The sequence below is a fragment of the Mycobacterium sp. NGS35 genome, from assembly GCF_059812855.1.
Window position 1 is genome coordinate 69,656 of the sequence record NZ_JCALDL010000003.1, and the last position, 25,262, is coordinate 94,917.

The 25,262-nt window shown below is 68.2% G+C and carries 27 protein-coding genes; 15 read left to right on the top strand and 12 right to left on the bottom strand.

Annotated features, from left to right (window positions below; all coding sequences use genetic code 11):
* Positions 1–19 precede the first annotated feature (19 nt).
* The gene (locus AC5Y4C_RS07725) at positions 20–820 is read right to left on the bottom strand and encodes a family 1 encapsulin nanocompartment shell protein (RefSeq protein WP_499951653.1); all 801 of its coding nucleotides are present in this window, start codon (positions 818–820) and stop codon (positions 20–22) included.
* Positions 817–1,815: a Dyp-type peroxidase gene (locus AC5Y4C_RS07730; RefSeq protein ID WP_499951651.1), complete on the bottom strand. Its 999-nt coding sequence runs from the start codon at positions 1,813–1,815 to the stop codon at positions 817–819. Before AC5Y4C_RS07730 ends, AC5Y4C_RS07725 begins: the two co-directional genes overlap by 4 nt.
* 51 nt (positions 1,816–1,866) lie before the next feature.
* Here AC5Y4C_RS07730 and AC5Y4C_RS07735 point away from each other — a divergent pair, with 51 nt between their 5' ends.
* The 7 genes from AC5Y4C_RS07735 (at position 1,867) to purF (ending at position 10,344) form a co-directional block, all read left to right on the top strand.
* Positions 1,867–3,126 (top strand): M18 family aminopeptidase, encoded by a 1,260-nt coding sequence (locus tag AC5Y4C_RS07735; RefSeq protein ID WP_499951649.1) that lies wholly within the window; start codon positions 1,867–1,869, stop codon positions 3,124–3,126.
* Between the two features lie 17 nt (positions 3,127–3,143).
* Positions 3,144–3,494, top strand: a complete 351-nt coding sequence (locus tag AC5Y4C_RS07740; protein WP_499906891.1) for a VOC family protein — start codon at positions 3,144–3,146, stop codon at positions 3,492–3,494.
* 113 nt (positions 3,495–3,607) lie between these two features.
* Positions 3,608–5,878, top strand: a complete 2,271-nt coding sequence (purL, locus tag AC5Y4C_RS07745) for a phosphoribosylformylglycinamidine synthase subunit PurL (RefSeq protein ID WP_499951728.1) — start codon at positions 3,608–3,610, stop codon at positions 5,876–5,878.
* Between the two features lie 29 nt (positions 5,879–5,907).
* The gene (locus AC5Y4C_RS07750; RefSeq protein ID WP_499951726.1) at positions 5,908–7,659 is read left to right on the top strand and encodes an alpha/beta hydrolase; all 1,752 of its coding nucleotides are present in this window, start codon (positions 5,908–5,910) and stop codon (positions 7,657–7,659) included.
* Positions 7,659–8,282, top strand: coding sequence for an Rv0804 family intramembrane glutamic endopeptidase (locus tag AC5Y4C_RS07755; RefSeq protein WP_499961562.1), 624 nt, complete (start codon positions 7,659–7,661; stop codon positions 8,280–8,282). The genes AC5Y4C_RS07750 and AC5Y4C_RS07755 overlap by 1 nt, the downstream gene beginning before the upstream one ends.
* Positions 8,283–8,293: 11 nt before the next feature.
* Positions 8,294–8,683 carry a sterol carrier family protein gene (locus AC5Y4C_RS07760; RefSeq protein ID WP_499961563.1) on the top strand — a complete coding sequence of 130 codons (390 nt, stop codon included), beginning with the start codon at positions 8,294–8,296 and terminating at the stop codon, positions 8,681–8,683.
* A gap of 119 nt (positions 8,684–8,802) precedes the next feature.
* On the top strand, positions 8,803–10,344 hold the full coding sequence (gene purF, locus AC5Y4C_RS07765; RefSeq protein WP_499961565.1) for an amidophosphoribosyltransferase: 1,542 nt from the start codon (positions 8,803–8,805) through the stop codon (positions 10,342–10,344).
* On the opposite strand, the gene AC5Y4C_RS07770 is transcribed toward purF, so the two are convergent.
* Entirely contained in the window at positions 10,324–11,664 is a 1,341-nt protein-coding gene (locus AC5Y4C_RS07770; RefSeq protein ID WP_499961566.1) for an NAD(P)H-binding protein, read from the bottom strand. The two genes, purF and AC5Y4C_RS07770, sit on opposite strands and share 21 nt — an antisense overlap.
* A gap of 67 nt (positions 11,665–11,731) precedes the next feature.
* On the opposite strand from AC5Y4C_RS07770, the gene AC5Y4C_RS07775 reads away from it, so the two are divergent.
* Positions 11,732–12,460 carry a class I SAM-dependent methyltransferase gene (locus AC5Y4C_RS07775; RefSeq protein ID WP_499961568.1) on the top strand — a complete coding sequence of 243 codons (729 nt, stop codon included), beginning with the start codon at positions 11,732–11,734 and terminating at the stop codon, positions 12,458–12,460.
* Between the two features lie 91 nt (positions 12,461–12,551).
* Positions 12,552–13,625: a phosphoribosylformylglycinamidine cyclo-ligase gene (gene purM / locus AC5Y4C_RS07780; RefSeq protein WP_499951638.1), complete on the top strand. Its 1,074-nt coding sequence runs from the start codon at positions 12,552–12,554 to the stop codon at positions 13,623–13,625.
* 19 nt (positions 13,626–13,644) lie between these two features.
* On the opposite strand, the gene AC5Y4C_RS07785 is transcribed toward purM, so the two are convergent.
* On the bottom strand, positions 13,645–13,818 hold the full coding sequence (locus AC5Y4C_RS07785) for a DUF3073 domain-containing protein (RefSeq protein WP_499906876.1): 174 nt from the start codon (positions 13,816–13,818) through the stop codon (positions 13,645–13,647).
* A 136-nt stretch (positions 13,819–13,954) separates the two neighbouring features.
* Positions 13,955–15,073, bottom strand: a complete 1,119-nt coding sequence (gene ygfZ / locus AC5Y4C_RS07790) for a CAF17-like 4Fe-4S cluster assembly/insertion protein YgfZ (protein WP_499961570.1) — start codon at positions 15,071–15,073, stop codon at positions 13,955–13,957.
* On the opposite strand from ygfZ, the gene AC5Y4C_RS07795 reads away from it, so the two are divergent.
* Positions 15,072–15,923, top strand: coding sequence for an aminodeoxychorismate lyase (locus tag AC5Y4C_RS07795; RefSeq protein WP_499961572.1), 852 nt, complete (start codon positions 15,072–15,074; stop codon positions 15,921–15,923). The genes ygfZ and AC5Y4C_RS07795 overlap by 2 nt on opposite strands.
* Positions 15,924–16,260: 337 nt before the next feature.
* Here AC5Y4C_RS07795 and AC5Y4C_RS07800 read toward each other — a convergent pair whose 3' ends face one another.
* The 7 genes from AC5Y4C_RS07800 to lmeA all read right to left on the bottom strand — a co-directional run bounded on the left by AC5Y4C_RS07800 (position 16,261) and on the right by lmeA (position 20,143).
* Complete coding sequence (locus AC5Y4C_RS07800; RefSeq protein ID WP_499961573.1) at positions 16,261–16,911, bottom strand: heme-binding beta-barrel domain-containing protein; 651 nt, start codon at positions 16,909–16,911, stop codon at positions 16,261–16,263.
* A gap of 221 nt (positions 16,912–17,132) precedes the next feature.
* Entirely contained in the window at positions 17,133–17,435 is a 303-nt protein-coding gene (locus AC5Y4C_RS07805) for a DUF1416 domain-containing protein (RefSeq protein ID WP_499906868.1), read from the bottom strand.
* A gap of 2 nt (positions 17,436–17,437) precedes the next feature.
* Entirely contained in the window at positions 17,438–18,271 is an 834-nt protein-coding gene (locus AC5Y4C_RS07810; protein WP_499906866.1) for a sulfurtransferase, read from the bottom strand.
* Entirely contained in the window at positions 18,250–18,738 is a 489-nt protein-coding gene (locus tag AC5Y4C_RS07815) for a DUF4395 domain-containing protein (RefSeq protein ID WP_499907462.1), read from the bottom strand. The genes AC5Y4C_RS07810 and AC5Y4C_RS07815 overlap by 22 nt, the downstream gene beginning before the upstream one ends.
* A gap of 63 nt (positions 18,739–18,801) precedes the next feature.
* Positions 18,802–18,891: an Ms5788A family Cys-rich leader peptide gene (locus tag AC5Y4C_RS07820; RefSeq protein WP_499906864.1), complete on the bottom strand. Its 90-nt coding sequence runs from the start codon at positions 18,889–18,891 to the stop codon at positions 18,802–18,804.
* 14 nt (positions 18,892–18,905) lie between these two features.
* Complete coding sequence (locus AC5Y4C_RS07825) at positions 18,906–19,346, bottom strand: thioredoxin family protein (RefSeq protein ID WP_499906862.1); 441 nt, start codon at positions 19,344–19,346, stop codon at positions 18,906–18,908.
* Complete coding sequence (lmeA, locus tag AC5Y4C_RS07830; protein ID WP_499961574.1) at positions 19,343–20,143, bottom strand: mannan chain length control protein LmeA; 801 nt, start codon at positions 20,141–20,143, stop codon at positions 19,343–19,345. Before lmeA ends, AC5Y4C_RS07825 begins: the two co-directional genes overlap by 4 nt.
* 196 nt (positions 20,144–20,339) lie before the next feature.
* On the opposite strand from lmeA, the gene AC5Y4C_RS07835 reads away from it, so the two are divergent.
* The 5 genes from AC5Y4C_RS07835 (at position 20,340) to pstA (ending at position 25,260) form a co-directional block, all read left to right on the top strand.
* Complete coding sequence (locus tag AC5Y4C_RS07835) at positions 20,340–21,119, top strand: winged helix-turn-helix transcriptional regulator (RefSeq protein WP_499906854.1); 780 nt, start codon at positions 20,340–20,342, stop codon at positions 21,117–21,119.
* Entirely contained in the window at positions 21,116–22,009 is an 894-nt protein-coding gene (mshD, locus tag AC5Y4C_RS07840) for a mycothiol synthase (protein ID WP_499961576.1), read from the top strand. Before AC5Y4C_RS07835 ends, mshD begins: the two co-directional genes overlap by 4 nt.
* A gap of 138 nt (positions 22,010–22,147) precedes the next feature.
* Positions 22,148–23,260, top strand: coding sequence for a phosphate ABC transporter substrate-binding protein PstS (gene pstS, locus AC5Y4C_RS07845; protein ID WP_499961753.1), 1,113 nt, complete (start codon positions 22,148–22,150; stop codon positions 23,258–23,260).
* A 66-nt stretch (positions 23,261–23,326) separates the two neighbouring features.
* Positions 23,327–24,352, top strand: a complete 1,026-nt coding sequence (gene pstC, locus AC5Y4C_RS07850) for a phosphate ABC transporter permease subunit PstC (RefSeq protein ID WP_499961577.1) — start codon at positions 23,327–23,329, stop codon at positions 24,350–24,352.
* Positions 24,349–25,260, top strand: coding sequence for a phosphate ABC transporter permease PstA (gene pstA, locus AC5Y4C_RS07855; protein WP_499961579.1), 912 nt, complete (start codon positions 24,349–24,351; stop codon positions 25,258–25,260). Before pstC ends, pstA begins: the two co-directional genes overlap by 4 nt.
* Positions 25,261–25,262: the final 2 nt, after the last annotated feature.

Below are 25,262 nucleotides of genomic sequence, written 5' to 3' on the forward strand. Positions count from 1 at the left end.
GGCAGGAGGAGCACGGGGGCTACTGGGGTGTCAGCGCGACCGACGCCTCGGCGGTGTAAACCAAGAACGTCAACGTCTCCTCGAGGTACAACTGCACGGTGTCGGCGTCGTGGCTGGTGTAACCGATCGACACGTCGGTGCCCAGCTGCAGGTCGAAATCGCCGCCGCGGGTGGTCAGCACGAACGCACCGTCGATGGCCGGCGCCCAGATGATGTCGCCGCGCACGATTCTGTTGAGGTGCTCGAGGATCGGATAACCGTGCTCGGTGGTCTCGCTGACCGCGGTGTAGGTGTCGGCCGACAACAGCAGCGCGTACGGGCCGTCGACGCCGGCGAGCCGCAATTCCGACAGCGCTTGGCTGATCACGTCGGGAATCTGGCGGGCGTCCTCAGGCAGCGTCAGCACCTGGTTGGACGTCGTCTGGCGGATCCCGGCGATGCCGGCGGCCTGATAACCCTCGAAGATCGCCCGGTCCTCGACGAACGCCAGCTTCTTCGCGGCGTCTTTGACCGGATCCCAGTCCGAGTCTTGGGAGCCGCGCTCCACGTCGTCGATGTCGGAGCGGCGCAGCGTGAATGGAACCCGCAGGCGCACAAGGGGTTTGCTCTCTCGCAGATGTGCCACCACGCCTTCGCTGGGCGGCGCGACGTCGAGCAGATGGCCGGTGCTGATGGCCGCCCGTACCGGCCCGCCCGGCTCGCTGACGTCGATCACGCGCCGGCCGGCGATGTGCCGCTTGAACGTCCTGCTGGCCTCCAATTCGATTTGCGCCCAAGCAAGTTCGGTGATCGGAGCCAGTTCCCGATACAGGTTGTTCATCCGCTGATTCCTTTCAGGCTGCCGATTACCAGTGACCCGTCACAGCTCGAGGCGGTGGCTGCGGGCAGCGGCGGCGGGCTGTTGAGAAAGTCGAGTACCGGGCTGAAGAACAGGCCGCCGGTGACTGCGGTGGAGAAGTCGAGGATCCGGTCGGTTTTGCCGGGCGGATCGCCGAAGAACATGTTGCGCAGCATCTGCTCGGTGACATCCGGTGTGGCTGCATAGCCGATGAAATACGTTCCGAATTCCGGCTTTCCGATTTCCCCGAACGGCATGTTGTGCCGGACGATCTTACGCTCGCGACCGTCGTCGTCGGTGATCACGTTCAGTGCGACGTGCGAGTCGGCGGGCTTCTCGTCGTCGTCGAGCTCGATGTCGTCGAGCTTGGTCCGACCGATCACGCGCTCCTGCTCGTCGACGGTCAGGGCGTTCCACGCCGCCATGTCGTGCAGGTAGCGCTGCACGATCACGTAGCTGCCGCCGGCGAACTCGGGGTCCTCGTCGCCGACGAACACCGCGGCCTCGGCCAGCGGGCCGTCGGGGTTCTCGGTGCCGTCGACGAAGCCGAGCAGATCACGGTTGTCGAAGAAGCGGAAACCGTGCACCTCGTCGACGACGGTGATCGCCTCACCCATCGCGTCGACGATCTTGGCGGCCAGTTCGAAGCAGAAATCCATGCTCTCCGCGCGAATGTGGAACAGCAGGTCCCCAGGCGTCGCCGGGGCGACGTGGCGTGGCCCGCGCAGTTCGGCGAACGGATGCAGCTCCGCCGGACGCGGACCAGAGAACAACCGGTCCCACGCGTCCGATCCGATCGACGCCACCACCGACAGGTTCTTGGTGGGGTCGCGGAAACCCACCGCGCGTACCAGTCCGGAAATCTCTGGCAGCGCGTCGTGCACGGTGGCCTCGCCGCCTTCGTTGACGGTTGCGACCAGAAAGATCGCCGACGGGGTCAGCGGCGCCAGGACGGGTTGCGGCAGAGCCGGGGGCACGAAACGACCCTAGTCCGATCCCGGCGCACGACGGCAGCGAAGATGGACAACATGTCGCGAGCCAGTGCGATCGGACTGTGCGAGTTCATCGACGCGTCGCCGTCGCCGTACCACGTCTGCGCCACCGTCGCTGAGCGGTTGAGCGCCGCCGGCTACACCGAACTCGCGGAGACCGATCGGTGGCCCGGCGACGGACGCTACTTCACGGTGCGCGCCGGCTCGTTGGTCGCTTGGAATGCGGCCGACGGTGCGGGACTTGGGTTCCGGATCCTCGGCGGCCACACCGACAGCCCCAACCTGCGGGTGAAGCAACACCCCGACCGGTTCGTCAGCGGCTGGCAGGTGGTCGCGCTGCAACCGTACGGGGGTGCGTGGCTGAACTCGTGGCTGGACCGGGACCTGGGGATCAGCGGCCGGTTGGTGGTGCGCGACGGCGGTTCGGTGCGCGAGCTGCTGGTGTGCGTCGACGAGCCGCTACTTCGGGTGCCGCAGTTGGCGATCCACCTCGCAGAGGACCGCAACGGCGTGAAGCTGGACCCGCAGCGGCACGTGAACGCGGTGTGGGGTGTGGGCAGTGGCGGCCGCTCTTTTCTGGCGTATGTGGCCGAGCGGGCCGGCGTGGACGTTGACGACGTGCTCGGCGCCGACCTGATGACCCACGACGTGCAGCCGTCGCAATTGATCGGGGCCGAACGCGATCTGGTCAGCGCGCCGCGGCTGGACAACCAGGCCACCTGCTACGCGGGCGTGGAGGCGTTTGTGGCGGCCGAGCCCGACGGGTACCTGCCGGTGCTGGCGCTGTTCGACCACGAGGAGGTGGGCTCGACCTCCGACCACGGCGCCCAGTCCAACCTGCTGACCACCGTTCTTGAGCGAATCGTGTTGGCGCAGGGCGGGACTCGCGAAGACTACCTGCGGCGCCTGCGGGGTTCGGTGGTGGCCTCGGGGGACATGGCCCACGCCACGCACCCGAACTATCCCGACCGCCACGAGCCCGCGCACCTGATCGAGGTGAACGCGGGCCCGGTGCTCAAGGTGCAACCCAATCTGCGCTATGCCACCGACGGACGATCGGCATCGGTGTTCGCGTTGGCCTGCGAGCAGGCGGGGGTGCCGTTGCAGCGCTACGAGCACCGCGCCGATCTGCCTTGCGGGTCCACGATCGGTCCGATGACCTCGGCGCGCACCGGGATCCCGACCGTCGACGTCGGCGCCCCGCAGCTGGCCATGCACTCCGCCCGGGAGCTGATGGGTGCCGACGACGTGGCGGCGTATTCGGCCGCCCTGCAGGCCTTTCTGTCACCTCAATGAGTCGATAAATTGAGGGGATGGCACTCAACGTCGAGATGGTCACCTTCGACTGCACCGATCCTGCGACGCTCGCGGCGTGGTGGGCCGAGCAGTTCGACGGCAAGACCCAAGAGCTGATTCCCGGCGAGTTCACCGTCGTCATCCGCTCGGAAGGCCCACGGCTCGGCTTCCAGAAGGTCCCCGACCCCACTCCCGGAAAGAACCGCGTGCACCTGGACTTTTCCGCCGCCGACGTCGACGCCGAAGTGCAACGCCTCACAGCGGCGGGTGCCTCCGAGACGGGGCGGCACTCCATCGGGGACAACTTCCGCTGGGTGGTGCTGGCGGACCCGGAGGGCAACGCTTTCTGCGTGGCCGGCAGCAGCTAGCCCGGCGCCCGGCGCGTGGCCGGCAGGTCCTCGTCGGCCCGAGAACTTAAGCTGTCGGGGTGACGGCTGGACATGCTCTTCGCGCAAGCGGGTCATCGCAGACGACGGCCACGCTGGACACTGTGAAGCACGCGGCGGCCACGCCGGACCTGCCCCAGCCGTACCGTGAGCTGGGCCTCAAGGACGACGAGTACGCCCGCATCCGCGACATCCTCGGCCGCCGGCCCACCGACGCCGAGCTGGCAATGTACTCGGTGATGTGGAGCGAGCACTGCTCCTACAAGTCGTCGAAGGTCCACCTGCGCTACTTCGGCGAGACCACCACCGACGAGATGCGCAAGGCGATGCTGGCGGGCATCGGCGAGAACGCCGGCGTGGTCGACATCGGTGACGGTTGGGCGGTGACATTCAAGGTCGAGTCGCACAACCACCCGAGCTACGTGGAGCCGTACCAGGGCGCGGCGACCGGCGTGGGCGGCATCGTGCGCGACATCATGGCGATGGGCGCGCGGCCGGTGGCGGTGATGGACCAGCTGCGCTTCGGCGCCGCCGACGCGCCGGACACCCGCCGCGTGGTCGACGGGGTGGTCCGCGGCATCGGCGGCTACGGAAATTCGCTGGGCCTGCCGAACATCGGCGGCGAGACGGTGTTCGACGCGTCGTATGCCGGCAACCCTCTGGTGAACGCGTTGTGCGTGGGCGCCCTGCGCAAAGAGGACCTGCACCTGGCGTTCGCGTCCGGCACTGGCAACAAGATCATCCTGTTCGGCGCCCGCACGGGACTGGACGGCATCGGCGGGGTGAGCGTGCTGGCGTCCGACACGTTCTCCGGTGACGAGAGCGGGTCGGGCCGCAAGAAGCTGCCCAGCGTGCAGGTGGGCGACCCGTTCATGGAGAAGGTGCTCATCGAGTGCTGCCTGGAGCTGTACGCCGCCGATTTGGTGGTGGGCATCCAAGACCTCGGGGGCGCCGGATTATCCTGCGCCACATCGGAATTGGCGTCTGCCGGCGGACAAGGCATGGCGATCGAGCTGGACAAGGTGCCTCTGCGGACCGCGAACATGACACCCGCCGAGGTGCTGGCCAGCGAATCGCAGGAGCGGATGTGTGCGGTGGTCAAGCCGGACAACGTCGACGCATTTCTGGCGGTGTGCCGCAAGTGGGAGGTGCCCGCCACGGTGATCGGCGAAGTCACCGACGGCGACCGGCTGCACATCACCTGGCACGGCGAGACCGTGGTCGACGTTCCGCCCCGCACGGTCGCTCACGAAGGCCCGGTGTATCAGCGTCCCGTCGCGCGGCCCGACAGCCAGGACGCGCTGAACGCCGACACGTCGGCCCGGCTGCCGCGGCCAGCGACAGCCGAGGAACTGCGCGCGACTTTGCTTGCACTGCTTGGCAGTCCGCATTTGTGCAGCCGCGCGTTCATCACCGAACAGTACGACCGCTACGTGCGCGGCAACACCGTGCTGGCGGTGCGTGCCGACGCCGGTGTGCTGCGCATCGACGAACGGACCGGCCGCGGCATCGCGGTGTCCACCGATGCCAATGGCCGCTACACCCAACTCGACCCGTACGCCGGCGCCCAACTCGCACTCGCGGAGGCTTACCGCAACGTCGCCGTCACGGGGGCCACCCCGGTGGCCGTCACCAACTGTCTGAATTTCGGCTCCCCCGAAGACCCCGGTGTGATGTGGCAGTTCGCGCAGGCGGTTCGCGGCCTGGCCGACGGCTGTGCCGAGCTGGGCATCCCGGTGACCGGCGGCAACGTGAGCTTCTACAACCAGACCGGCGCCACCCCGATCCTTCCGACTCCAGTGGTCGGTGTGCTCGGCGTGCTCGACGACGTATCACGGCGCATTCCTACCGCTTTCGGCACCCGAGCCGATGAGATTCTGTTCCTGCTCGGCGAGACCCGCGACGAGTTCGACGGATCAGTGTGGGCCCAAGTGACGGCCGACCATCTGGGCGGGCGGCCGCCCGTCGTCGACCTGCAGCGTGAGCGCGCGCTGGCCGACGTGCTGTCCGCCGCCTCGCGCGACGGGCTGGTGTCCGCGGCGCACGACCTGTCCGAAGGCGGGCTGATCCAGGCGGTGGTCGAGTCGGCGCTGGGCGGTGAAATCGGTTGCCGCATAGAACTTTTCGGTGGGGCCGATCCCTTCGTCGCGCTGTTCTCCGAATCGGCCGGCCGTGTGCTGGTCGCGGTCCCGCAGACACAGGTGGACCAGGTGCAGGCGCTGTGCCAGGCGCACGGCCTGCCGGCCACCCGCATCGGCGTCGTGGATCGGCACAGCGCTGCGGTGGAGGTGCGGGGTCTGTTCGCGGTGTCGCTCGAGGAACTGCGTACCACCTCCGAGCGGGTGCTGCCAGAGTTGTTCGGGTAGGCGGACTTTCGGTGAAGACCGCCGCCCAGATCACCGACGCAGAGTCCGGCACCGCAGCACCGGGCACCGACGTCGAGCAGACCCGCCGACGCCATCCGGTGCTGGTGTGGGCGTGGGGGTTGGTCCGGCTCGACTTCGTCGGTGTCGCGGTGGGCGCGCTGTTCTTCTGCCTGTCACTGACGCCGTCGCTGCTGCCGCGGGACTGGTTGTTCCAAGGCTTGATCGGTGGCATCAACGCCGGCATCGGCTACGGCCTCGGCGTGGTGCTGGCAAAACTGTTGCGGCCCTTGATAAGACAGCGGGACTGGTGGCCGCCGAGCCCGCGGGTGCTGTACGGGCTGAAGGCAGCCACGGTGGCGTTGTCCGCGTCGGCCAGCGTGCTGATGATCATTCCCGCGGCAACCTGGCAACGGCAGGTGTCCGAGCTGATGGGCATCGAGGGCCCGTCCACCGTGGGCTATCTGCGCACGCTGCTGATCGCGCTGGTGGTCGGCGGCGTGCTCGTCGGGGTGTCGCGGGTGCTGCTCGACACCGTCAAAACCCTGGCCCGCTACTTCATTCGGCGGTGGCGCGTCAACGACGAGGTCGCGCTGTTCATCGGCACCGCAATCGTCGTCGCGGTCGTCGTCACCCTGGTCAACGGTGTCCTGTTTCGCGGGTTCATCGCCGGGGCGAGCGCGATCTTTCAGCCCCAGAACCTCAGCACCAAAGAAGGGGTCGTCCAGCCGAACCAACCCGAAAGGTCAGGCAGCGCAAGTTCTTTCGCCGACTGGGATACGCTGGGCTACCAGGGCCGGAACTTCGTGGCCACCGGTCCGCACGCCGACGAGCTGACCGAACTCAACGGCCGCCCTGCCAAAGAACCCATCCGGGTCTACGCCGGACTCGCCACCGCCGACACCGAAGACCAGCGGGTGAACGTGATCCTGTCCGAACTGCGCCGCACCGGTGCGTTCGACCGCAAGCTGCTGGTGATCGTCCCCACCACCGGCACCGGCTGGGTCGATCCGATCGCCGCTCGCGCGATCGAGTCCATGTACAACGGCGATACGGCGATCGTCGCGCTGCAGTATTCGTATCTACCGAGCTGGATCTCGTTCCTGGCCGACCGGCAGACGTCGATGAACTCCGGCAAGCACCTGATCGACGCGGTGCACGGGCTTTGGGCACAGCATCCGCCAGACCGGCGGCCCAAGTTGGCGCTCTACGGCGAGAGTCTCGGCTCGATGGCGGGTCAAGCCGCGTTCGGGTTCCTGCCCGACATCGAGCAGATGGGGTTCTCGTCGGTGCTGTGGGTCGGCCCGCCCAACGCGAGCCCGCTGTGGCATGCGCTGACCGTGCGTCGCGACCCCGGCACTCCGGAGGTCCAGCCGCGCTACGACAACGGACGCACGGTGAGGTTCTCGCAGGGCTACGACGTGGCCCAGGTCGCCGCACCGCCGTGGCGGGGCACGCGGGTGTTGTTCCTGCAGCACGCCTCCGACCCGATCGTGTGGTGGTCGCCCGATCTGCTGTTCGACCGGCCCGACTGGCTGCGTGAACCACCTGGCTACCACCGCACCGCGACGATGCGGTGGTACCCGATCATCACGTTCTGGCAAGTCGGGTTCGACATGACCAATGCGGCCGGCATGCCGGCGGGCCACGGCCACAACTACGGCAACAGCGTGCTGGACGGCTGGGCCGCGGTCGCCCCGCCGGAGGGCTGGACCGCCGCCGACACCGAACGCATCCGGCGCGCACTGGAGAAAGCCGAAGCGGCGGGCGGTCCCGAATTCTGATGCGGCACAACTCGTTTCGCGGGATTCAAACCCTCGCACTGGCAGCGGCTCTGCTTGCCTGGCGCGCGGTGCCGCGACGCGATCCGCTGCTGCAGGCCGCACTGGCCGCTGGCCTGGTGGTGGCCGTCAAACCGCCGCTGGGTCTGCGGCCGCCCGCGCTGTGGACGGGGTTGCGCCTCGGTACGGCTGCGGCGGTCGGTATAGCGGGGGCTGTCGCGGCGAGCACCGCGATCCCGCAGGTGCGCAATCACATGGCCGAGCGCGGCGCGCCGACCAGGCCGGCTCGTTGGCTTTGTCTGCAGATCCCGGTCGGCACCGTGTGGTCCGAGGAGTCCGCCTACCGGGGAGTGCTGGCGACGCTGGCCGCCGACGCGTTCGGGGGCCGGACCGGCCGGCTGGTGCAGGCGGTCGTGTTCGGGTTGTCGCACATTCCCGACGCGCGTGCGGCAGGTGAACCCGTGATCGGCACCGTCGCCGTCACCGGCGCGGCCGGCTGGGCCTTCGGCTGGCTGGTCGAGCGGTCCGGCAGCCTTGCGGCGCCGATGCTCGCCCATCTCGCGATCAACGAGGCCGGCGCGGTCGCCGTGCTGGCGACGCGGCAGCCTGCCCGCCGAACGCCGTAGGATCCCGCGGCGTGCCCTCCCGTCGACCCGTCGATCCCGCGCAGACGCGCGCCGCGGTGCTCGCCGTCGCCGACTGGCTGCGCGACGGCTCGCTTCCGCAACCGGGGCGTGAGCAGCTCGGGGCGGCGGTCCGGCTGACCGCTCGCACCCTGGCCGCGTCGGCTCCCGGCGCCACCGTCGAACTCAGGATTCCGCCCTTCGTCGCCGTGCAGTGCATCGCCGGGCCGCAGCATCGCCGCGGCACCCCGCCCAATGTCGTCGAAACCGACGCCAGAACGTGGTTGTTGTTGGTCACCGGCCTGGTGTCGGCGGTCGAGGCTGCCGAGTCGGGTGCGCTGCAGCTGTCCGGCTCGCGCGCCGGTGACATCGCGGCACATCTGCCACTCGTGGCGCTCCCGTGAAATGGATGCGCCGGAAATTGTGTTGAATCGCTCACGACACCACGCCGCGCTTTTCGTGACTTGACCGTGATGACCGTAGACTCGGCCATGTCACCGACCCCTCTGGGAGCAGCCATACCGTGACCGGCCAGCACACCGACGGCCCTGACAATCCACCCCGCGAGGAATGCGGCGTCTTCGGCGTCTGGGCGCCCGGCGAGGAAGTCGCCAAACTCACGTATTACGGCCTCTACGCCCTGCAGCACCGCGGGCAGGAGGCGGCCGGCATCGCCGTCGCCGACGGCTCCCAGGTGCTGGTGTTCAAGGACCTCGGCCTGGTCAGCCAGGTGTTCGAGGAGCAGACGCTCGCGGCGATGCAGGGTCACGTCGCGATCGGGCACTGCCGTTACTCCACGACCGGGTCTACCACCTGGGAAAACGCCCAGCCGGTGTTCCGCAACACCGCCGCGGGCACGGGCGTGGCGCTCGGGCACAACGGCAATCTGGTGAACACCAGCGAGCTGGTGAAGAAGGCACGCGACCTGGGGCTGGTCGACACGCGCCGGCACGGGACCGCGACCACCGACTCCGACATCATGGGCGCGCTTTTAGCTCACGGCGCGGCCGACTCCACGTTGGAGCAGGCTGCCCTGGAGCTCCTGCCGACGGTCCGCGGCGCGTTCTGCCTGACCTTCATGGACGAAAACACTCTGTACGCCGCGCGTGACCCGTACGGCGTGCGGCCGCTGTCGCTGGGCCGGCTGGACCGTGGCTGGGTGGTGGCCTCCGAGACCGCCGCGCTGGACATCGTCGGTGCGTCGTTCGTCCGCGACATCGAGCCGGGGGAGCTGCTGGCCATCGACGCCGACGGGGTGCGGTCGTCGCGGTTCGCCAACCCCACCCCCAAGGGCTGCATCTTCGAATACGTCTACCTGGCCCGCCCGGACAGCACGATCGCCGGCCGCTCGGTACACAAGACCAGGGTGGACATCGGCCGACGGCTGGCCCGCGAGCATCCGGTAGACGCCGACCTGGTGATCGGCGTGCCGGAATCCGGCACGCCGGCCGCGGTCGGTTATGCGCAGGAGTCCGGCATCCCGTACGGCCAGGGCCTGACCAAGAACGCGTACGTGGGCCGCACGTTCATCCAGCCCTCGCAGACGATCCGTCAACTGGGCATCCGGCTGAAACTCAACCCGTTGCGCGAAGTGATCCGCGGCAAGCGGCTGATTGTGGTCGACGATTCGATCGTGCGGGGAAACACGCAACGCGCGCTCGTGCGGATGCTGCGCGAAGCCGGTGCTGTCGAAGTGCACGTGCGCATCGCCTCCCCACCGGTGAAGTGGCCGTGCTTCTACGGCATCGACTTCGCCACCCCTGCGGAGTTGATCGCCAACGCGCCGAGGAATCAGGCCGACGAAGCCGAGATGGTGGCGGCGGTGCGGCACGCGATCGGCGCCGACACCCTGGGCTACGTGTCGCTGCACGGCATGATCGCCGCCAGCGAGCAGCCCGCTTCGCGACTGTGCTGCGCCTGCTTCGACGGTGTGTATCCGATCGAGCTGCCCAGTGAAACAGCCTTGGGCAAGAACGTGATCGAGCAGATGCTGGAGAACGCAGCCCGCAGCGGCGCAGCGGTGGTAGCCGAGAACGACAACGCGTCAGCGTTGCGCCGCCCCTAGCGGCCGCGAAGCGGTAGCGCGGTCCAACACCTCGCGGAAGGTCCGCCGGAACTTCCTGCGGTGCCGCCGAAGCCCGCCGTACCAGTATGCGGACCCGGGAGTCCCCCTGGGGTAGAACAGCATTCGTTGGTGATACGTGCTTCCCCTGCCGGCTACCGTCCCGACCCGCAGCTGCAGCCACGCGACACCGACGCGGAGATCTTTGCGCAGTAGCAGCAGCCGGCCCGGTTCCTCCGACGCGACCCGCCAATCAGCTTGAGTCGCAACGCTTTCGATCGCTGCCCAGAGCTGGTCTTCGCCGGCCGATGTCCACCCCGACCGCTTCAAAGTGTGAGCCACCGCTCCTGCCCAGTCCGGGTCGCTGGGCAGCGGTTCGAAGGGTGCGTTGGACCATGACGCCGCGACGCGGCCGTCTTCTATCTCCTTGAGCGCCAATGTGACTGACTCGCGGTAGCCGATCAGCCCACTCGACGGGGGCGGGATCACGGCGTCGATGTCGTGGTTGTCCATCACCGCGTCGCAGTGCAGGGATTCCACCAGCGGCCGGGCCAGGCCCGACGGGATCGGCGTCACCAGTCCCACCCACCAGCTGGCGATTGCCGGGGTGAGGAACGGCAAAACGACGATTCCGCGCCGATGCAGACCCGCGACGTCGGCGTAGATCTGCATCATCTCGCCGTACTCGAGGACGTCGGGACCGCCGATGTCCCACGCCCGCGATTCTGCAACGGCGGCAGTGGCCGCCTCGACGAGGTAGTGCAGCACGTCGCTGATCGCGATCGGCTGGATTTTGTTGTGCACCCACTTCGGCGTCGTCATCACCGGCAGCCGGTCGGTCAGGTGGCGGATCATCTCGAACGACGCCGAGCCGGACCCGATGATCACGCCGGCCTGCAGCACCACGGTTTCGATGCCCGAGGCCAGCAGCACCTCGCCGACCCTGGTACGCGACGCCAAATGCGGGGAGAGCTGGGCGCCGCGCGGGTGCAACCCGCCCAAGTACACCAGCCGACGGACACCGGTACGGCGCGCTGCCGCGACGACGTTATGGGCCGCACGCTCTTCGGCCCGCGCGAAATCGCGCGACGTGCCCATCGAGTGCACGAGGTAGTAGACGACGTCGGCGCCGTCGAACGCGGCCACCAGCGAGTCCGCGTCGGCAAGATCGGCCCTGACCACCTCGGCGTCGTCACGCCACGGCACGTTCGCGAGCTTGCTGGGCGTGCGGGCCAGTGCGCGCACGTCGTAACCCCGCTCGAGCAGGCGCGGGATCAGCCGGCCACCGACGTACCCCGTCGCGCCCGTCACCACGCAGCGCATCCCGGCTCCCCTCGCGTCGACGCTTCCCGCATGCTATTCGGAGCTGCGGCACGGCAGGATTGAACGCATGACCGCCACGATGCCGCCAGCCCTGAGCCGAGCCCTGGAACTGCTCGCCGACCCTCCGACCGACCCCGATATCAGCAAGGGCTACCTTGACCTGCTGGGCAGCTCCGCCGAAGTCCCCACGAACACCGGCGCAATCCAGAAGGTCTGGGCGTCGACGCTCGGGTCGCTGTTCTACGACAACGCGCAGGCATTGGCGCGCAAGCTGTTCAGCGCGTGGCAGCACCCCGTCGACTGGCTGGACATTCCGCGCGGGGGAGTCGCGCTGGACGTCGGCAGCGGCCCGGGAAACGTCACCGCCTCGCTGGCAGAGGCCGCGGGCCCCGACGGGCTGGCGCTGGGCATCGACATCTCCGAGCCGATGCTGGCCCGGGCGGTTCGCGCCAACCGGAAGCCGAATGTCGCATTCTTGCGGGCCGACGCCCAGCGGCTGCCGCTGCGCGACAACACCGTCGATGCCGTGGTGTCGATCGCGGTGCTGCAGCTGGTTCCCGAGCCCGCGGCTGCCATCGCACAGATCGCACGCGTGTTGCGGCCCGGCGGGCGGCTGGCCGTCATGGTCCCCACGGTCGGCCAGCCGGGAAGGCTGTGGCAGATGCTCCCGAACGCGGGTGCCCGCTTCTTCGGTGACGACGAACTCGGCGACATCCTCGAAGAACACGGGTTCGTGGGCGTGCGCACGAAGAATGTCGGCTCGCTGCAGTGGGTGCGCGGGAAGCGGCCGAGCTGAGCACCGGATCGCCCGCCGTTCAGACATCGCGGCGGCACATACCGGTAGCCTTGCACGCGATGATCGAAGTGGCCGGGCGGATCGACGCCACGTGAGCGAACGGGCTCGGGATCCCGGCATCTCGTACGCGTCCTCGGGGGTGGATATCGAGGCCGGCGAACGAGCCGTGGAGTTGCTCAAACCGCTGGCGCAGAAGGCCAGCCGGCCCGAGGTGGTCGACGGTCTCGGCGGGTTCGCCGGGCTGTTCGCACTGAAGGGCAACTACCGCGAACCGCTGCTGGCCGCATCGACCGACGGCGTCGGCACCAAGGTCGCGATCGCCCAGGCGATGGACAAGCACGACACCATCGGTCTGGACCTGGTCGCAATGGTCGTCGACGACCTCGTGGTGTGCGGCGCCGAGCCACTGTTGCTGCAGGACTACATCGCCGTCGGCCGCGTCGTCCCCGAGCGGATCGCGGCCCTGGCAGCGGGCATCGCGGAAGGTTGCGTGCAGGCCGGCTGTGCGCTGCTGGGCGGTGAAACCGCCGAACACCCGGGCCTGATGGCGCCAGACGCGTACGACGTGTCGGCCACCGGGATCGGGATCGTGGAGGCCGACGACGTGCTGGGGCCCGACCGCGTGCGTCCCGGTGACGTGGTGATCGCGATGGCGTCGACGGGATTGCACTCCAACGGCTATTCGCTGGCTCGCCACGTGCTGCTGGAAATCGACCGGATGAACCTCGAGGGCCATGTCGAGGAATTCGGGCGCACACTCGGTGAAGAACTGCTCGAGCCCACCCGCATCTACGCCAAAGACTGCCTAGCGCTGGCCGCCGAGACGCAGGTGCGGACGTTCTGCCACGTCACCGGCGGAGGATTGGCGGGCAACCTGGCGCGGGTGATCCCGCACGGCCTGCGGGCCGAACTCGACCGCGGAACCTGGACGCCGGCGCCGGTGTTCCAGATGATCGCCCAGCGCGGCCGCATCGACCGCACCGAGATGGAGAAGACCTTCAACATGGGCGTCGGCATGGTCGCCGTGGTCAGCCCCGACGACACGGACCGTGCGCTGGCCGTCCTGACGGCCCGTCATTTGAGCTGCTGGGTGCTGGGCACGGTGAACAAAGCTGGAAAAAGCAGTACCCGGGTGGAACTTGTGGGACGGCATCCGCGCTTCTGAGCCGGATTCAGCGGGAGGGTCAGCGCCGCCAGTCGCCGCCGTCGTCGTCCCAGCGATCGCCGCTGTCGACGTCGACGTCGTCGGCACCGCCCGACAGCTCGCGTTGGAGCCGCTCGAAATCAGTCTGCGGGGAGCTGTATTTCAGCTCCCGGGCAACCTTCGTCTGTTTCGCCTTCGCCCGGCCGCGGCCCATGGGGGAACCCCCTCGCGCAATAACGGAGCGGCCCGATCTGAAGGCGGCTCCGATCTGAGTGTGTGTTTGTTAGTCCTGCCAACACTTTACCGTGCCCGCGCCCCATGCGCTGTCAGGGCTTGCCCGTCTGACGCACTCACCTGCTGACGCCCCGCAGCCGGTCGACCGCGGCGCGGCCGGCGCCCAAGCCGTCGTCAGCGGGGACGGTGTCCGGGTCGATCGCCACCGCCAGCTCGCCGTCCTCGGTGCCGACCGTCAGCGGTGTGTCGGCCGTCACGCCCCGCTTCACCAGTGCGAGCGCCACGGGGCCGAGATCGACGTGGTCGACGACGGTGCCGACCCGCCCGACGGTCCGGCCGCCCGCGGTGAGCGGCGCTCCGGTGACGGGACGCTTCTCGGTACTCTCCAAGTGCGTCAGCACCAGCATGCGAGGCGGCCGGCCGAGATTGTGCACCCGCGCGACGGTCTCCTGTCCGCGGTAGCAGCCCTTGTCGAGGTGGACGGCGGCACCGATCCAGCCCACCTCGTGCGGAATCGTCCGCTCATCGGTGTCCACGCCCAGCCGCGGCCGCAGCGCCGCCACCCGATGTGCTTCGTACGCCCAGATGCCCGCGGGCCTGACTCCATTCGCCTGCAGCCGCTGTTGTACCGCGGCCACCTGCGCGCGTGGGATCACCACGTCCAGCGCCACGGCCGGACCGTCGGCGCTGGTGGGCATGCGGCGCACGAACCCGCCTTCCGGCAGCGGTGTCACCGCGTCTTGCTCCAGGTCGTCGACACCGAGGGCATTGGCCACCTTGGGGTCGGTGAGCGCGGGACCCAGCAGCGACAGCACCCCGTAGTCGGCGGCTTCGGGGGCCACGTCGGCCCAGAACACCATCCGCTGGAGGTAGGCCAGCAGCGGCTGCGCCCGCCACGGCTCAGTGTCGAGGTAGCTGACACCGCCCAGTTCGGTTTGGAGCCAGTGGTCCTCGACGCGGCCCTGGCCGTCGAGGCTGAGGTTCTCGACGGTCGCGCGGTCAGGAAGGTCCGCGACGTGCTGAGAGCAGAGTTGGTGCAGCCACGACAGGCGCTCACCACCGGTCAGCGTGATGACCCCGCGGTGCGAGCGGTCGACGACGACCGCGTCTGTGAGCGCGGCACGCTGCTCACCGAAAGGGTCGCCGAAATGCCAGGTGACCCCGCTGTCGGGGGCTGGGGCTGGAACGGCTGTCACGCATTCAACTGTACGGTCAGCCGTTACGGTGTTGCCCATGTCAGTTCTCGTCACCTTGGACGGGCAGTTCCACGATCCGCAGGCGCCGCTGCTGTTCGCCGACGACCTGGCCGCCGTGCGGGGCGACGGCATCTTCGAAACGCTGCTGGTGCGCGACGGAACGCCATGTCTGCTCGACGCGCATCTGCAGCGGCTGAAGCAGTCGGCCTCGTTGATGGGCTTGCCCGCGCCGGATGCCGACGCCTGGCGCCAGACCGCGGCGGCGGCCTCGGCGCGGTGGGCGGCGCACAGTGCAGACGAAGGCGTCATGCGCTGGGTGTACAGCCGCGGCCGCGAAAGCGGCGGGCCGCCGACCGCGTACGTCACCGTCGGCCAGCTGCCGGACCGCGTGGCGTCGGCGCGCCGTGACGGGCTGGCCGCGCTGACATTGGCGCGCGGCATGCCGACGACGGCGGCGGGCGCGCCGTGGTTGTTGGCAGGCGCGAAGACGCTGTCGTACGCGGTGAACATGGCGGCGCTGCGGTACGCGGCCGAGCGCGGCGCGGGCGACGTGATCTTCGTCAGCACCGACGGCTACGTCCTCGAAGGGCCGCGCTCGACGGTGGTGATCGCGACGCCCGACGGACTGCAGACACCGCCGCCGACGATGCCGATTCTGCATGGCACCACGCAGCAGGCGCTGTTCACCGTGGCCGCCGAGAAGGGCTACCGCTGTGAGTACCGGCCCCTTCGGCTTGCCGATCTGCTTGGCGCGCACGGGGTTTGGCTAGTATCGAGTATCACTCTGGCCGCGCGGGTGCACACCCTCGACGGCCGGGAGCTACCGGAAGCGCCGCAGGCGGCGGAGCTACGCGAGCTCGTCGACCTCGCGATCGTCAGCGACCGCTGAGCGAAACCTCGAGGCGGTAGGCGACGCGGTCCTTCTTTGCGACCAGCACAGGCCGCGTAGTTGGAACCGTCGCAAGGCGGCCGGCGCGGCCCGGAAGAAAATCGCTACCGGCTCTTTCGGCGTCAGTGGTACCTTCGCGCGTACACGGGAAAGGAGGTGGTCCGAGAATTGATTGGCTTATGGACACGTGAGGTGACTGCCGGCTAGCAGCCGCCAGCGGAGAATCCCCCGCCGGCAGGCGCTGGTAATTCCCCGCAGTCACCCGGCCCCCGAGCTCCCGGTCTGTCCAACTGGGAACCACGGCTCGGGGGCCGCCCCATTTCCGGGTCTTTACGTGTCAGCCCGCGTAGCGCGACAGCCGCGCCGACAGGTGCGGCACCAGACCGCCGTCAGCGTCGACCCGCTCCTCGACGTAGGCCAGATCGCCGCCCTCGACAATGCCGTAGAGTCGCTTGGCGCCGCCGACGAGCACTCCAGATCGACTGCGCGCCAACGCATCTGTGACCAATTCCCACGACGACTGGTTCAGCGGGCGGCCGTAGAACAACTCGACGTAACCGGCCGAATGCGCGAGCAGCAGCTCGATCGCCTGAGTTTCGGCCGGGTCGGTGGGATCTTTGACGAACCGCCAGAAGCCCGTCTCACGCAGAGCGGGCTCGTCGTACTCACCCTTGTCGGTGAGCCGCCACGACCGCGCCTCCCAGTTCAGGTAGTCGCGCCCGTCGTGGGAGACGATGATTTGCTGGCCGAAGCGGTAGTCGCCGTGCGGTCCACGGCCCTCGCCCTCGCCGCGCCAGACACCGACCAGCGGCAGCAGCGCCAGCAACGCGCCGTGCAGATTGGCGCCCTCGCGCAGGTTCGCGGTGTCTGCGGGCAGCGGCAGGTCTTCGAAGACGGGGATGTTGCGCGACGCCGTCGTCTTGGCACGCTCGGCCGCCGCGGCCACCGCCCGGTCACCGGATCCAGGCTCTGGATGAGATGAGCTCACGAGTCGTCGGAAATCAGTCGGTACACCACATACAGCGCGAACCACGCGATCACCACAGTGCACGCCACCAGCAGGATCTCGTAGAAGAGCACCACGGGCACGAGTCTAGTGCCGGCTGGTCTCGACGCACGGCCGCGCCATGACGAGCGTGCGCTGCGGTACACCGAGCACCGGCGTGTCGGTGTACCGACACGCACCCTCGCGGTGAAGGGGTGGTGCGGTCAGGCGACCTTGACGTCGACCTCGTGGATGCCCGCGCCGTTCGGGGCGACGACCGCGTCGCCGCTGCCCACCGACGACAGCGCCCGCACGGTCCACTGGCCGGGCGCTGCGAAGAACCGGAAGTCACCGGTTGCCGACGCGACGACCTCGGCGGTGAACTCGTCGGAGCTGTCCAGCAGGCGCACGAACGCGCCGCCCACCGGCTGTCCGGAGCCGTCGACCACCCGGCCGGTGATCACCGTCTCCTTTTCGACGTCGACACTGGCCGGCAGCGTCTGTCCTTGCTTTGGTGCAGAGCACATATTCAGCTTCCCAACTCGATCGGGGCCCCCACCAGAGAGCCGTATTCCGTCCAACTTCCGTCGTAGTTCTTGACGTTTCGATGCCCGAGCAGCTCGTGCAGCACGAACCAGGTGTGCGACGACCGCTCCCCGATGCGGCAGTACGCGATCGTCTCCTTGGAGTCGTCCAGACCGGCTTCCGCGTACAGCTTCTTCAGATCCTCGTCGGACTTGAAGGTGCCGTCCTCGTTGGCGGCCTTACTCCAGGGGACGTTGATGGCGCTCGGAATATGGCCGGCGCGCTGGCTCTGCTCCTGCGGCAAGTGCGCGGGCGCGAGGATCTTGCCCGAGAACTCGTCGGGGGAGCGCACATCGACGAGGTTCTTCTCACCGATGGCGGCGAGCACCTCGTCGCGGAAAGCGCGGATGCTGTTGTCGGGCTGCTTGGCGGTGTAACTGGTGGGCTCACGCTGCACGGTGTCGGTGGACAGGGGACGCCCGTCGAGCTCCCACTTCTTGCGGCCACCGTCGAGCAGCTTCACCTTCTCGTGCCCGTACAGCTTGAAGTACCAGTAGGCGTACGCCGCGAACCAGTTGTTGTTGCCGCCGTACAGGATCACGGTGTCGTCGTTGGAGATTCCGCGCTCGGACAGCAGCTTCGAGAACTGCTCTGCGTCGACGAAATCGCGCTTCACCGGGTCCTGCAGGTCTTTGCGCCAGTCCAGCTTGATCGCGCCGGGGATGTGGCCGTTGTCGTAGGCGCTGGTGTCCTCGTCGACTTCGACGAAGACGGTGTTGGGAGCGTCGAGATTGCTCTCCGCCCAGTCAGCTGTGACTAGGACGTCGGAGCGAGCCATGAATTTCCTTTCCTTACCTGACGGTGTCGAATGCGGGCGACCAGCGGATACAGCTGGCAGCCCAGGCAGATGCCGAACGCCGCGTTGAGGAACGCGGCCACCAATGCGAACGCTGTGGCGATCTCGCCGAGCAGCACCCACCCCGCAGCGAATCCTGCTACGCCGAGGACCGCGAACACAAAGCCGACGAGCTGGGCGAACTTGAGCGGCGCGACGGGCTCGCGTTCGGTGACCGGCCCGAGCCAGGGAGCGACGAGCTTGGCGAAGATCAGCCCGTACGGGCTGCGCCGCGGCCCACGCAGTGCGCTGACGGCGAACACCGCGGCCTGCAGCGCGAGGATGACCGCGGCAGCCGACGGACTGACGGCTGACACCAGCAGCGTGACCACCAGGACGCCGCTGGTCAGCCACGCGGCGAACCGGGGACCGCGAACATCTACTTCACTGGTGGTGGTCGACATACAGATACTCCTGTGCTGGACGAGCTGGCTGGAATCGCACGGCTCCGTGCCGCGACGAGCGAGACGCGCTCAGCGGCAACAGCGACAGAAACAACCCGCGGTGCGGCACAGATCGACTGCGCGGCGCTTGGTGAGCATCTGCTCGAGGCGGGCGGACACGTCGGCAAGCTTACCTAATCGCGGTGCGATCGAGCCAACAGCGGTACCAGCTTCGACCGCAGGTCAGCGGGCTTGGGGACGCCGGCCGTGCGGTAGCGCTGCCGACCGTCCGCGTCGAAGATGACCGTGGTCGGCAGCGACAACACCGAAAGACGTTGCGCTGCAACAGGATTCGCGTCCATATCGATCTCCACGTGCGCCACGTCGGGCAGGTCGCGGCACACCTGGTTGACCACCCGGCGCACCGCCGCGCACGGCCCGCACCACACCGCGCTGAAGTGCACGATCGTCGGTCCCGTCCGGGACAGCCCCAGATCTGCGGTGTCCGGCACGGCATCGACTTCAGTGCTGTCCCGCAGCGCCCCGGAACGCCGGTTGATCAGCACCCCGACCACGACGGCCACAGCGAGGGCCGCAGCGATCACCCACAGCACGGCGACCAGAGAAGGCGTCATGACACTGTGAACTCGTCCAGCCGCACGGTTAGTCCCTGCGCAATGCCTTCGATGATCACATCCGAGCCCCGAGCACCCTCCCGGTTCGGGGCGATACCGAACGGCAGCTTCTGGCCTGGCAGGTGCTTGCTGAAGGCGGCGAGCACGGCAGGCAGCTTGTCGTCGGGCACCGTCTGGTCAGCGGTACCCGGGCCGGTGACGATGCCCGTCGCCGTGAACACCAGCGTGGTGTGGTCCGGCCCGGTCATCGACAGGTCCACCGACACGCTCACCCGCTTGCCGAGCCCCGCTGACTTCGGAGTGCCGGTGAAGACCAGGCCGATGCTGCTGGAGATGCCCGACTCCGTGGTACCGCCGGTCGCGTCGTTGGTGTCTTTGGGCGGGGCCTCGACGAGCAGGTCGTTGATACCCATGAACCGGCCCAGATGTGTCGAGTCGATGATGATGCGGCTTTCGGTCTTGCCGACCGGTAGCGCTGCGTGCGGCCGGACAAGCCACGATGCCGAAGTCAGGTCGACGCCGTGCAGGGTGGCCTCGAGGCCGGCCCGGCCGATCACGGGCCGGTCGACCCCGGTGGCCTTGATCTCGACCTCGTCGTAGTGGTGGCGCAGAGCCTGCGGGATGAACGGAAATCCGAGAATGCCGACCCACGGGTCAAAGCCCAGCCCCGCCTCGGCGCGCAGCGTGCGCGCGAACCGGTACTCGGCGTAGATCGCGGTGCCGAAGTCCACTCCGACGCCGCCGGCCACTGCGACCAGCATCACCGTCAGCCCGATCAGCAGTCCGCGCACCCGCACATTCTGGCGGTTCGGCCCGACGAGCAGGCATCCCGGAGGGCTAATTCGCAGGTCGCGCGTTATCGTTAGATTGCTTGAGCGGATGCGGCGAACAGTGATGGCGGCGCAGAAGCGGCAAGCGAACAAGGGTGTCAGCCCGCGGTCGTGCTGATATCGCAGGTACGTCGAAGCGTCGTACACCCGCGCGCTGGAGGGTGTGTTGGATCTACTGCTACTCACTGCCGACCCGCATCCGGAGTCAGTGCTGCCGTCGTTGTCGCTGCTGCCGCACCACGTGCGCAGGGCGCCCAGCGAGGTGTCGTCGCTGCTGGAGGCGGGCAGTGCCGATGTGGCGATCGTCGACGCGCGCACCGACCTGGCTGCGGCGCGGGGACTGTGCCGGCTGCTGGGCACCACGGGAAGCTCGGTGCCGGTGGTCGCCGTAGTCAACGAAGGGGGTCTGGTCGCGGTCAATGTCGACTGGGGTCTCGACGACATCCTGCTGCCGGGCACCGGACCCGCCGAGATCGACGCGCGGCTGCGTCTGCTCGTCGGTCGCCGCGGCGGCGCAGCCAACCAGGAAAACGCCGGCAAGATCACGCTGGGCGAGTTGGTCATCGACGAAGGCACCTATACGGCACGGCTGCGCGGTCGGCCGCTCGACCTCACCTACAAGGAATTCGAGCTGCTGAAATACCTCGCGCAGCATGCCGGGCGCGTGTTCACCAGGGCTCAGCTGCTGCAAGAGGTGTGGGGCTACGACTTCTTCGGCGGCACACGCACGGTCGACGTCCACGTGCGGCGGCTACGGGCCAAGCTGGGCAGCGAACACGAGTCGCTGATCGGCACCGTACGCAACGTGGGCTACAAGGCGGTGCGTCCCGCCCGCGGCCGGCCGTCCGCTGAAGCTGACCTCGACGACGACGAGGAGGCCGAGTACGCTCCTGCGCCTGACGAGCTGGCCCGCCCGGTGTCCGACGCGCTGCGCACTCCGTGACCGAGCTCGGCTGGCGGACGAGCCTGTCGCCGGGCGACCAAGACCAGATACGCGACGTGGTTGCGGCGGCCACGCGCGAAGACGGCATCGCGCCGGTGGGCGAGCAGGTGCTGCGTGAATTGCCGCTGAGCCGGACCAAGCACCTGCTGGCCGCCGACGGCGACCGCGTCGTCGGCTACCTCAACCTCGCCCCGCGCACCGACACCGCCGAGCCGGTCGCCGAGTTGGTGGTGGCCCCCGATGCCCGGCGTCGCGGCGTCGGCGCGGCGCTGGTCAAAGCCGCGGTCGACGAGGCCGGTGCCACCACTCGGTTCTGGGCGCACGGCAACCTCGAGCCGGCCCGCGCAGCCGCTGCCGCGCTCGGCTTCACGCCCGTTCGCGAGCTATGGCAGATGAGCCGCCCACTGCGCGACCTGCCGCCGGCCACGGTTCCCGCGGGCGTGCAGGTGCGCACCTATCGCGGTGCCGACGACGACGCCGAGCTGCTGCGGGTCAACAACGCGGCCTTCGCGTGGCATCCCGAGCAGGGCGGCTGGACACCCGACCACCTCGCCGAGCGGCGGTCCGCATCCTGGTTCGACGCGCAGGGGCTGTTCCTGGCGTTCGACGAGCACACCCACAAGTTGCTGGGTTTTCACTGGACCAAGGTGCATTCCGACCACCTGGGCGAGGTGTACGTGCTCGGGGTCGACCCCGACGCCCACAATCGCGGGCTGGGCACAGCGCTGACGCTGGTCGGGCTGCACTACCTCGCGGAGCGGCTGTCCGGTGCGCCTGAGCCGACGGTGATGCTCTACACGGAAGCCGACAACGCGGCCGCCGTGCGCACCTACCGGCGGCTCGGGTTCGAGGTCTTCGGCGTGGACACCGCCTACGCTCAAAGCCGGTAGTCGGCCCTATCCGCGGTGTTCACGGGCCTGTTCACCCTCCGTTCACGTGCCATGAGCCGTTCGTCTACCCCGGCCGCATACGTTGCCGGAGGTATCGGCGGCCGGTTCCGGCTTCGGCTCAGAAAGGGTCAACACACGGTGAAGCTCAACGGGTTCGGGAAGGCGTGTGCTGCGACGGCGTCAGCGGCCGTGATCGCCGCGCTGTCGCTGTCGGCATGCGGCAGCGACAACAACGCGGGCACGGCGTCGCCCGGCAACGGCGCGAAGCCCAATTGCGCCGGCAAGAATTCGCTGACAGCGGAGGGCTCCACCGCGCAGCAGAACGCGATCGGGGTCTTCAACCAGACGTGGGGCCAGGCCTGCCCCGGCAAGAACCTGTCCTACAACCCGACGGGCTCCGGGGCCGGCGTTGCGCAGTTCATCGCCAAGCAAGTCGACTTCGCCGGCTCCGATTCGCCGCTGGCCAAAGACCAGGTGGATTCGGCCGCCAAGCGCTGCGGCGGCAACCCCGCCTGGAACCTTCCGCTGGTCTTCGGCCCGGTCGCGCTGGCCTACAACCTGCCGGGCGTCGACAAGCTCGCTCTCAACGCCGACGTGATCGCGAAGATCTTCACCGGTGTGGTGACCACGTGGAACGACCCGGCGATCGCCGCGCTCAACAGCGGGGTGTCGCTGCCCGACACCAAGGTCACCGCGATCTACCGCTCGGATTCGTCGGGCACCACCGACAATTTCCAGAAGTACTTGACGACGGCCGCGCCCGAATCGTGGACCAAAGGCGCCGGCAAGGAGTTCCAGGGCGGTGCGGGCGAAGGCGCGCAGAAGTCCGCGGGAGTGGTCCAGGCGGTGCAGGCCACACCGGGCGGCATCGGCTACGTCGAGAAAGGCTTCGCTACGCAGGCGAATCTGCCGTACGCGCAGATCGACAGCGGTGGCGGCGCGGTGGCGCTGACCGACGAATCGGCCGGCAAGGCGATCGCCGGGGCCAAGTTTGCCTCCGACGGCAAAGACCTCGTCCTAGACCTGGACTCGCTGTACGGCTCGAAGGAGCCGGGCGCCTACCCGCTGGTGCTGGCCACCTACGAGATCGTCTGCTCCAAGGGCTACGACCCCGACACCGCCGCCGCGGTGAAGTCCTTCCTGACGGTCGCGGCCAACCAGGGTCAGTCAGCGCTGTCGTCGGCCGGCTACATTCCGCTGCCCGACGTGTTCAAGCAGCGATTGCAGCAATCGGTCGACGCGATCCAATAGCCGGTGTGGGCAAGCGGTGGGTCTGCTGTGAGAATGGAAGCCGAGGTCAACAGCGATAGTGTCGGCGTGTCAGAAATCAATCCACTGAATTCGGGTTCGGCTGAGGCCCTGGCCCAGCCGTTCGGTTCCCCGCCGCCGCTGTCGCTGGACCCGTCTCGGCACGCAAAAGTCCGGCTCGGCGATCGCGTGTTCCAGTGGCTGGCGCAGGGCTCCGGAATCCTCATCGTGGTGCTGATCGCCGCGATCGGGTTCTTCCTGCTGTGGCGCGCAATCCCCGCGTTGGCGCGCAACACCGAGAACTTCCTGCTCTACGGCGGCAACTGGGTGACCACCGACACGTCGGCGATGAAGTTCGGCGTGGCCGAACTGCTTCAGGTCACGGTGTTGGTCTCGTTGTTCGCACTGCTGTTGGCGATGCCGGTGGCTTTGGGCATCGCGATCTTCCTCACCCAGTACGCCCCGCGCCGCGTCGCCGGGCCGCTGGCCTACATGGTGGATCTGCTCGCGGCGGTGCCGTCGATCATCTACGGCGTGTGGGGCCTGTACGTGCTGGCGCCGCAGCTGCGGCCGCTGGCAGCGTGGCTGAACGAAAACCTCTCGTGGATACCGCTTTTCGCGACGGGTAATGCCTCGGTGATCGGCGGCGGGACAATCTTCACCGCCGGCATCGTGCTTGCGGTGATGATTCTGCCGATCATCACCGCGGTTACTCGGGAGGTGTTCGTGCAGACCCCCACCGGGCAGATCGAAGCGGCGTTGGCGCTCGGCGCCACCCGGTGGGAGGTGGTGAAGACGACGGTGCTGCCGTTCGGCCGGTCCGGGTATGTCAGCGGCGCGATGCTCGGCCTCGGCCGGGCGCTCGGCGAGACGATCGCGTTGCTGATCATCCTGCGTGGCACCCAGGCCGCATTCCACTGGTCGCTCTTCGACGGCGGGTACACGTTCGCCAGCAAGATCGCCGCTGCCGCATCGGAATTCAACGACCAATACAAAGCCGGCGCCTACATCGCCGCGGGCCTGGTGCTGTTCGTCCTGACGTTCGTCGTCAATTCCCTTGCGCGAGCGGCTGTTACCGGAAAGAAGTCGACGTGACGACGCTCGACCGGCCGGTGAAGGTGCCGACGTTCCAAAGCGTCAGCCTGCGTCGTAGGGCCGCCAATTACCTTGCCGCCACGTTGGTCGCGCTCTCGATGGTCGTCGCACTGATACCGCTGATCTGGGTGCTCGTCGCTGTGGTGGTCAAGGGATTCAAGACCGTCGCATCCGCCGGCTGGTGGTGGCATTCGCAGGCGGGCATGACGGCGTTCACTCCCGGCGGGGGTGTCTACCACGCGGTCGTCGGCACCCTGCTGCAAGGTTTGGTGTGCGCGGCGATCTCGATCCCGGTCGGAATCTTCGTCGCCATCTATCTCGTCGAGTACGGCGGCGCAACGCGATTGGGTAAGCTGACCACGTTCATGGTCGACATCCTCACCGGCGTGCCGTCGATTGTCGCCGCATTGTTCGTCTACGCGTTGTGGGTGGCCACGCTGGGCTTTCAACGGTCCGGGTTTGCGGTGTCACTTGCATTGGTGCTCTTGATGATTCCGGTGATCGTGCGGGCCACCGAGGAGATGCTGCGGGTGGTGCCGATGGACCTGCGCGAGGCCAGCTACGCATTGGGCGTGCCGAAGTGGAAAACGATTGCCAGGATCGTGGTTCCGACCGCGCTGTCAGGCATCGTCACCGGCGTCATGCTGGCGTTGGCGCGGGTCATGGGCGAGACCGCCCCGCTGCTGATCCTGGTCGGTTACTCGCAGGCGATGAACTTCGACATGTTCCACGGGTTCATGGGCTCGCTGCCCGGGATGATGTACGACCAGACGTCCGCGGGTGCGGGCGCCAATCCGGTGCCCACCGACCGGCTCTGGGGCGCGGCGCTGACACTGATCCTGTTGATTGCCATACTGAATATCGGGGCGCGACTCGTCGCGAAGCTGTTTGCCCCGAAGAAGACCTAGGA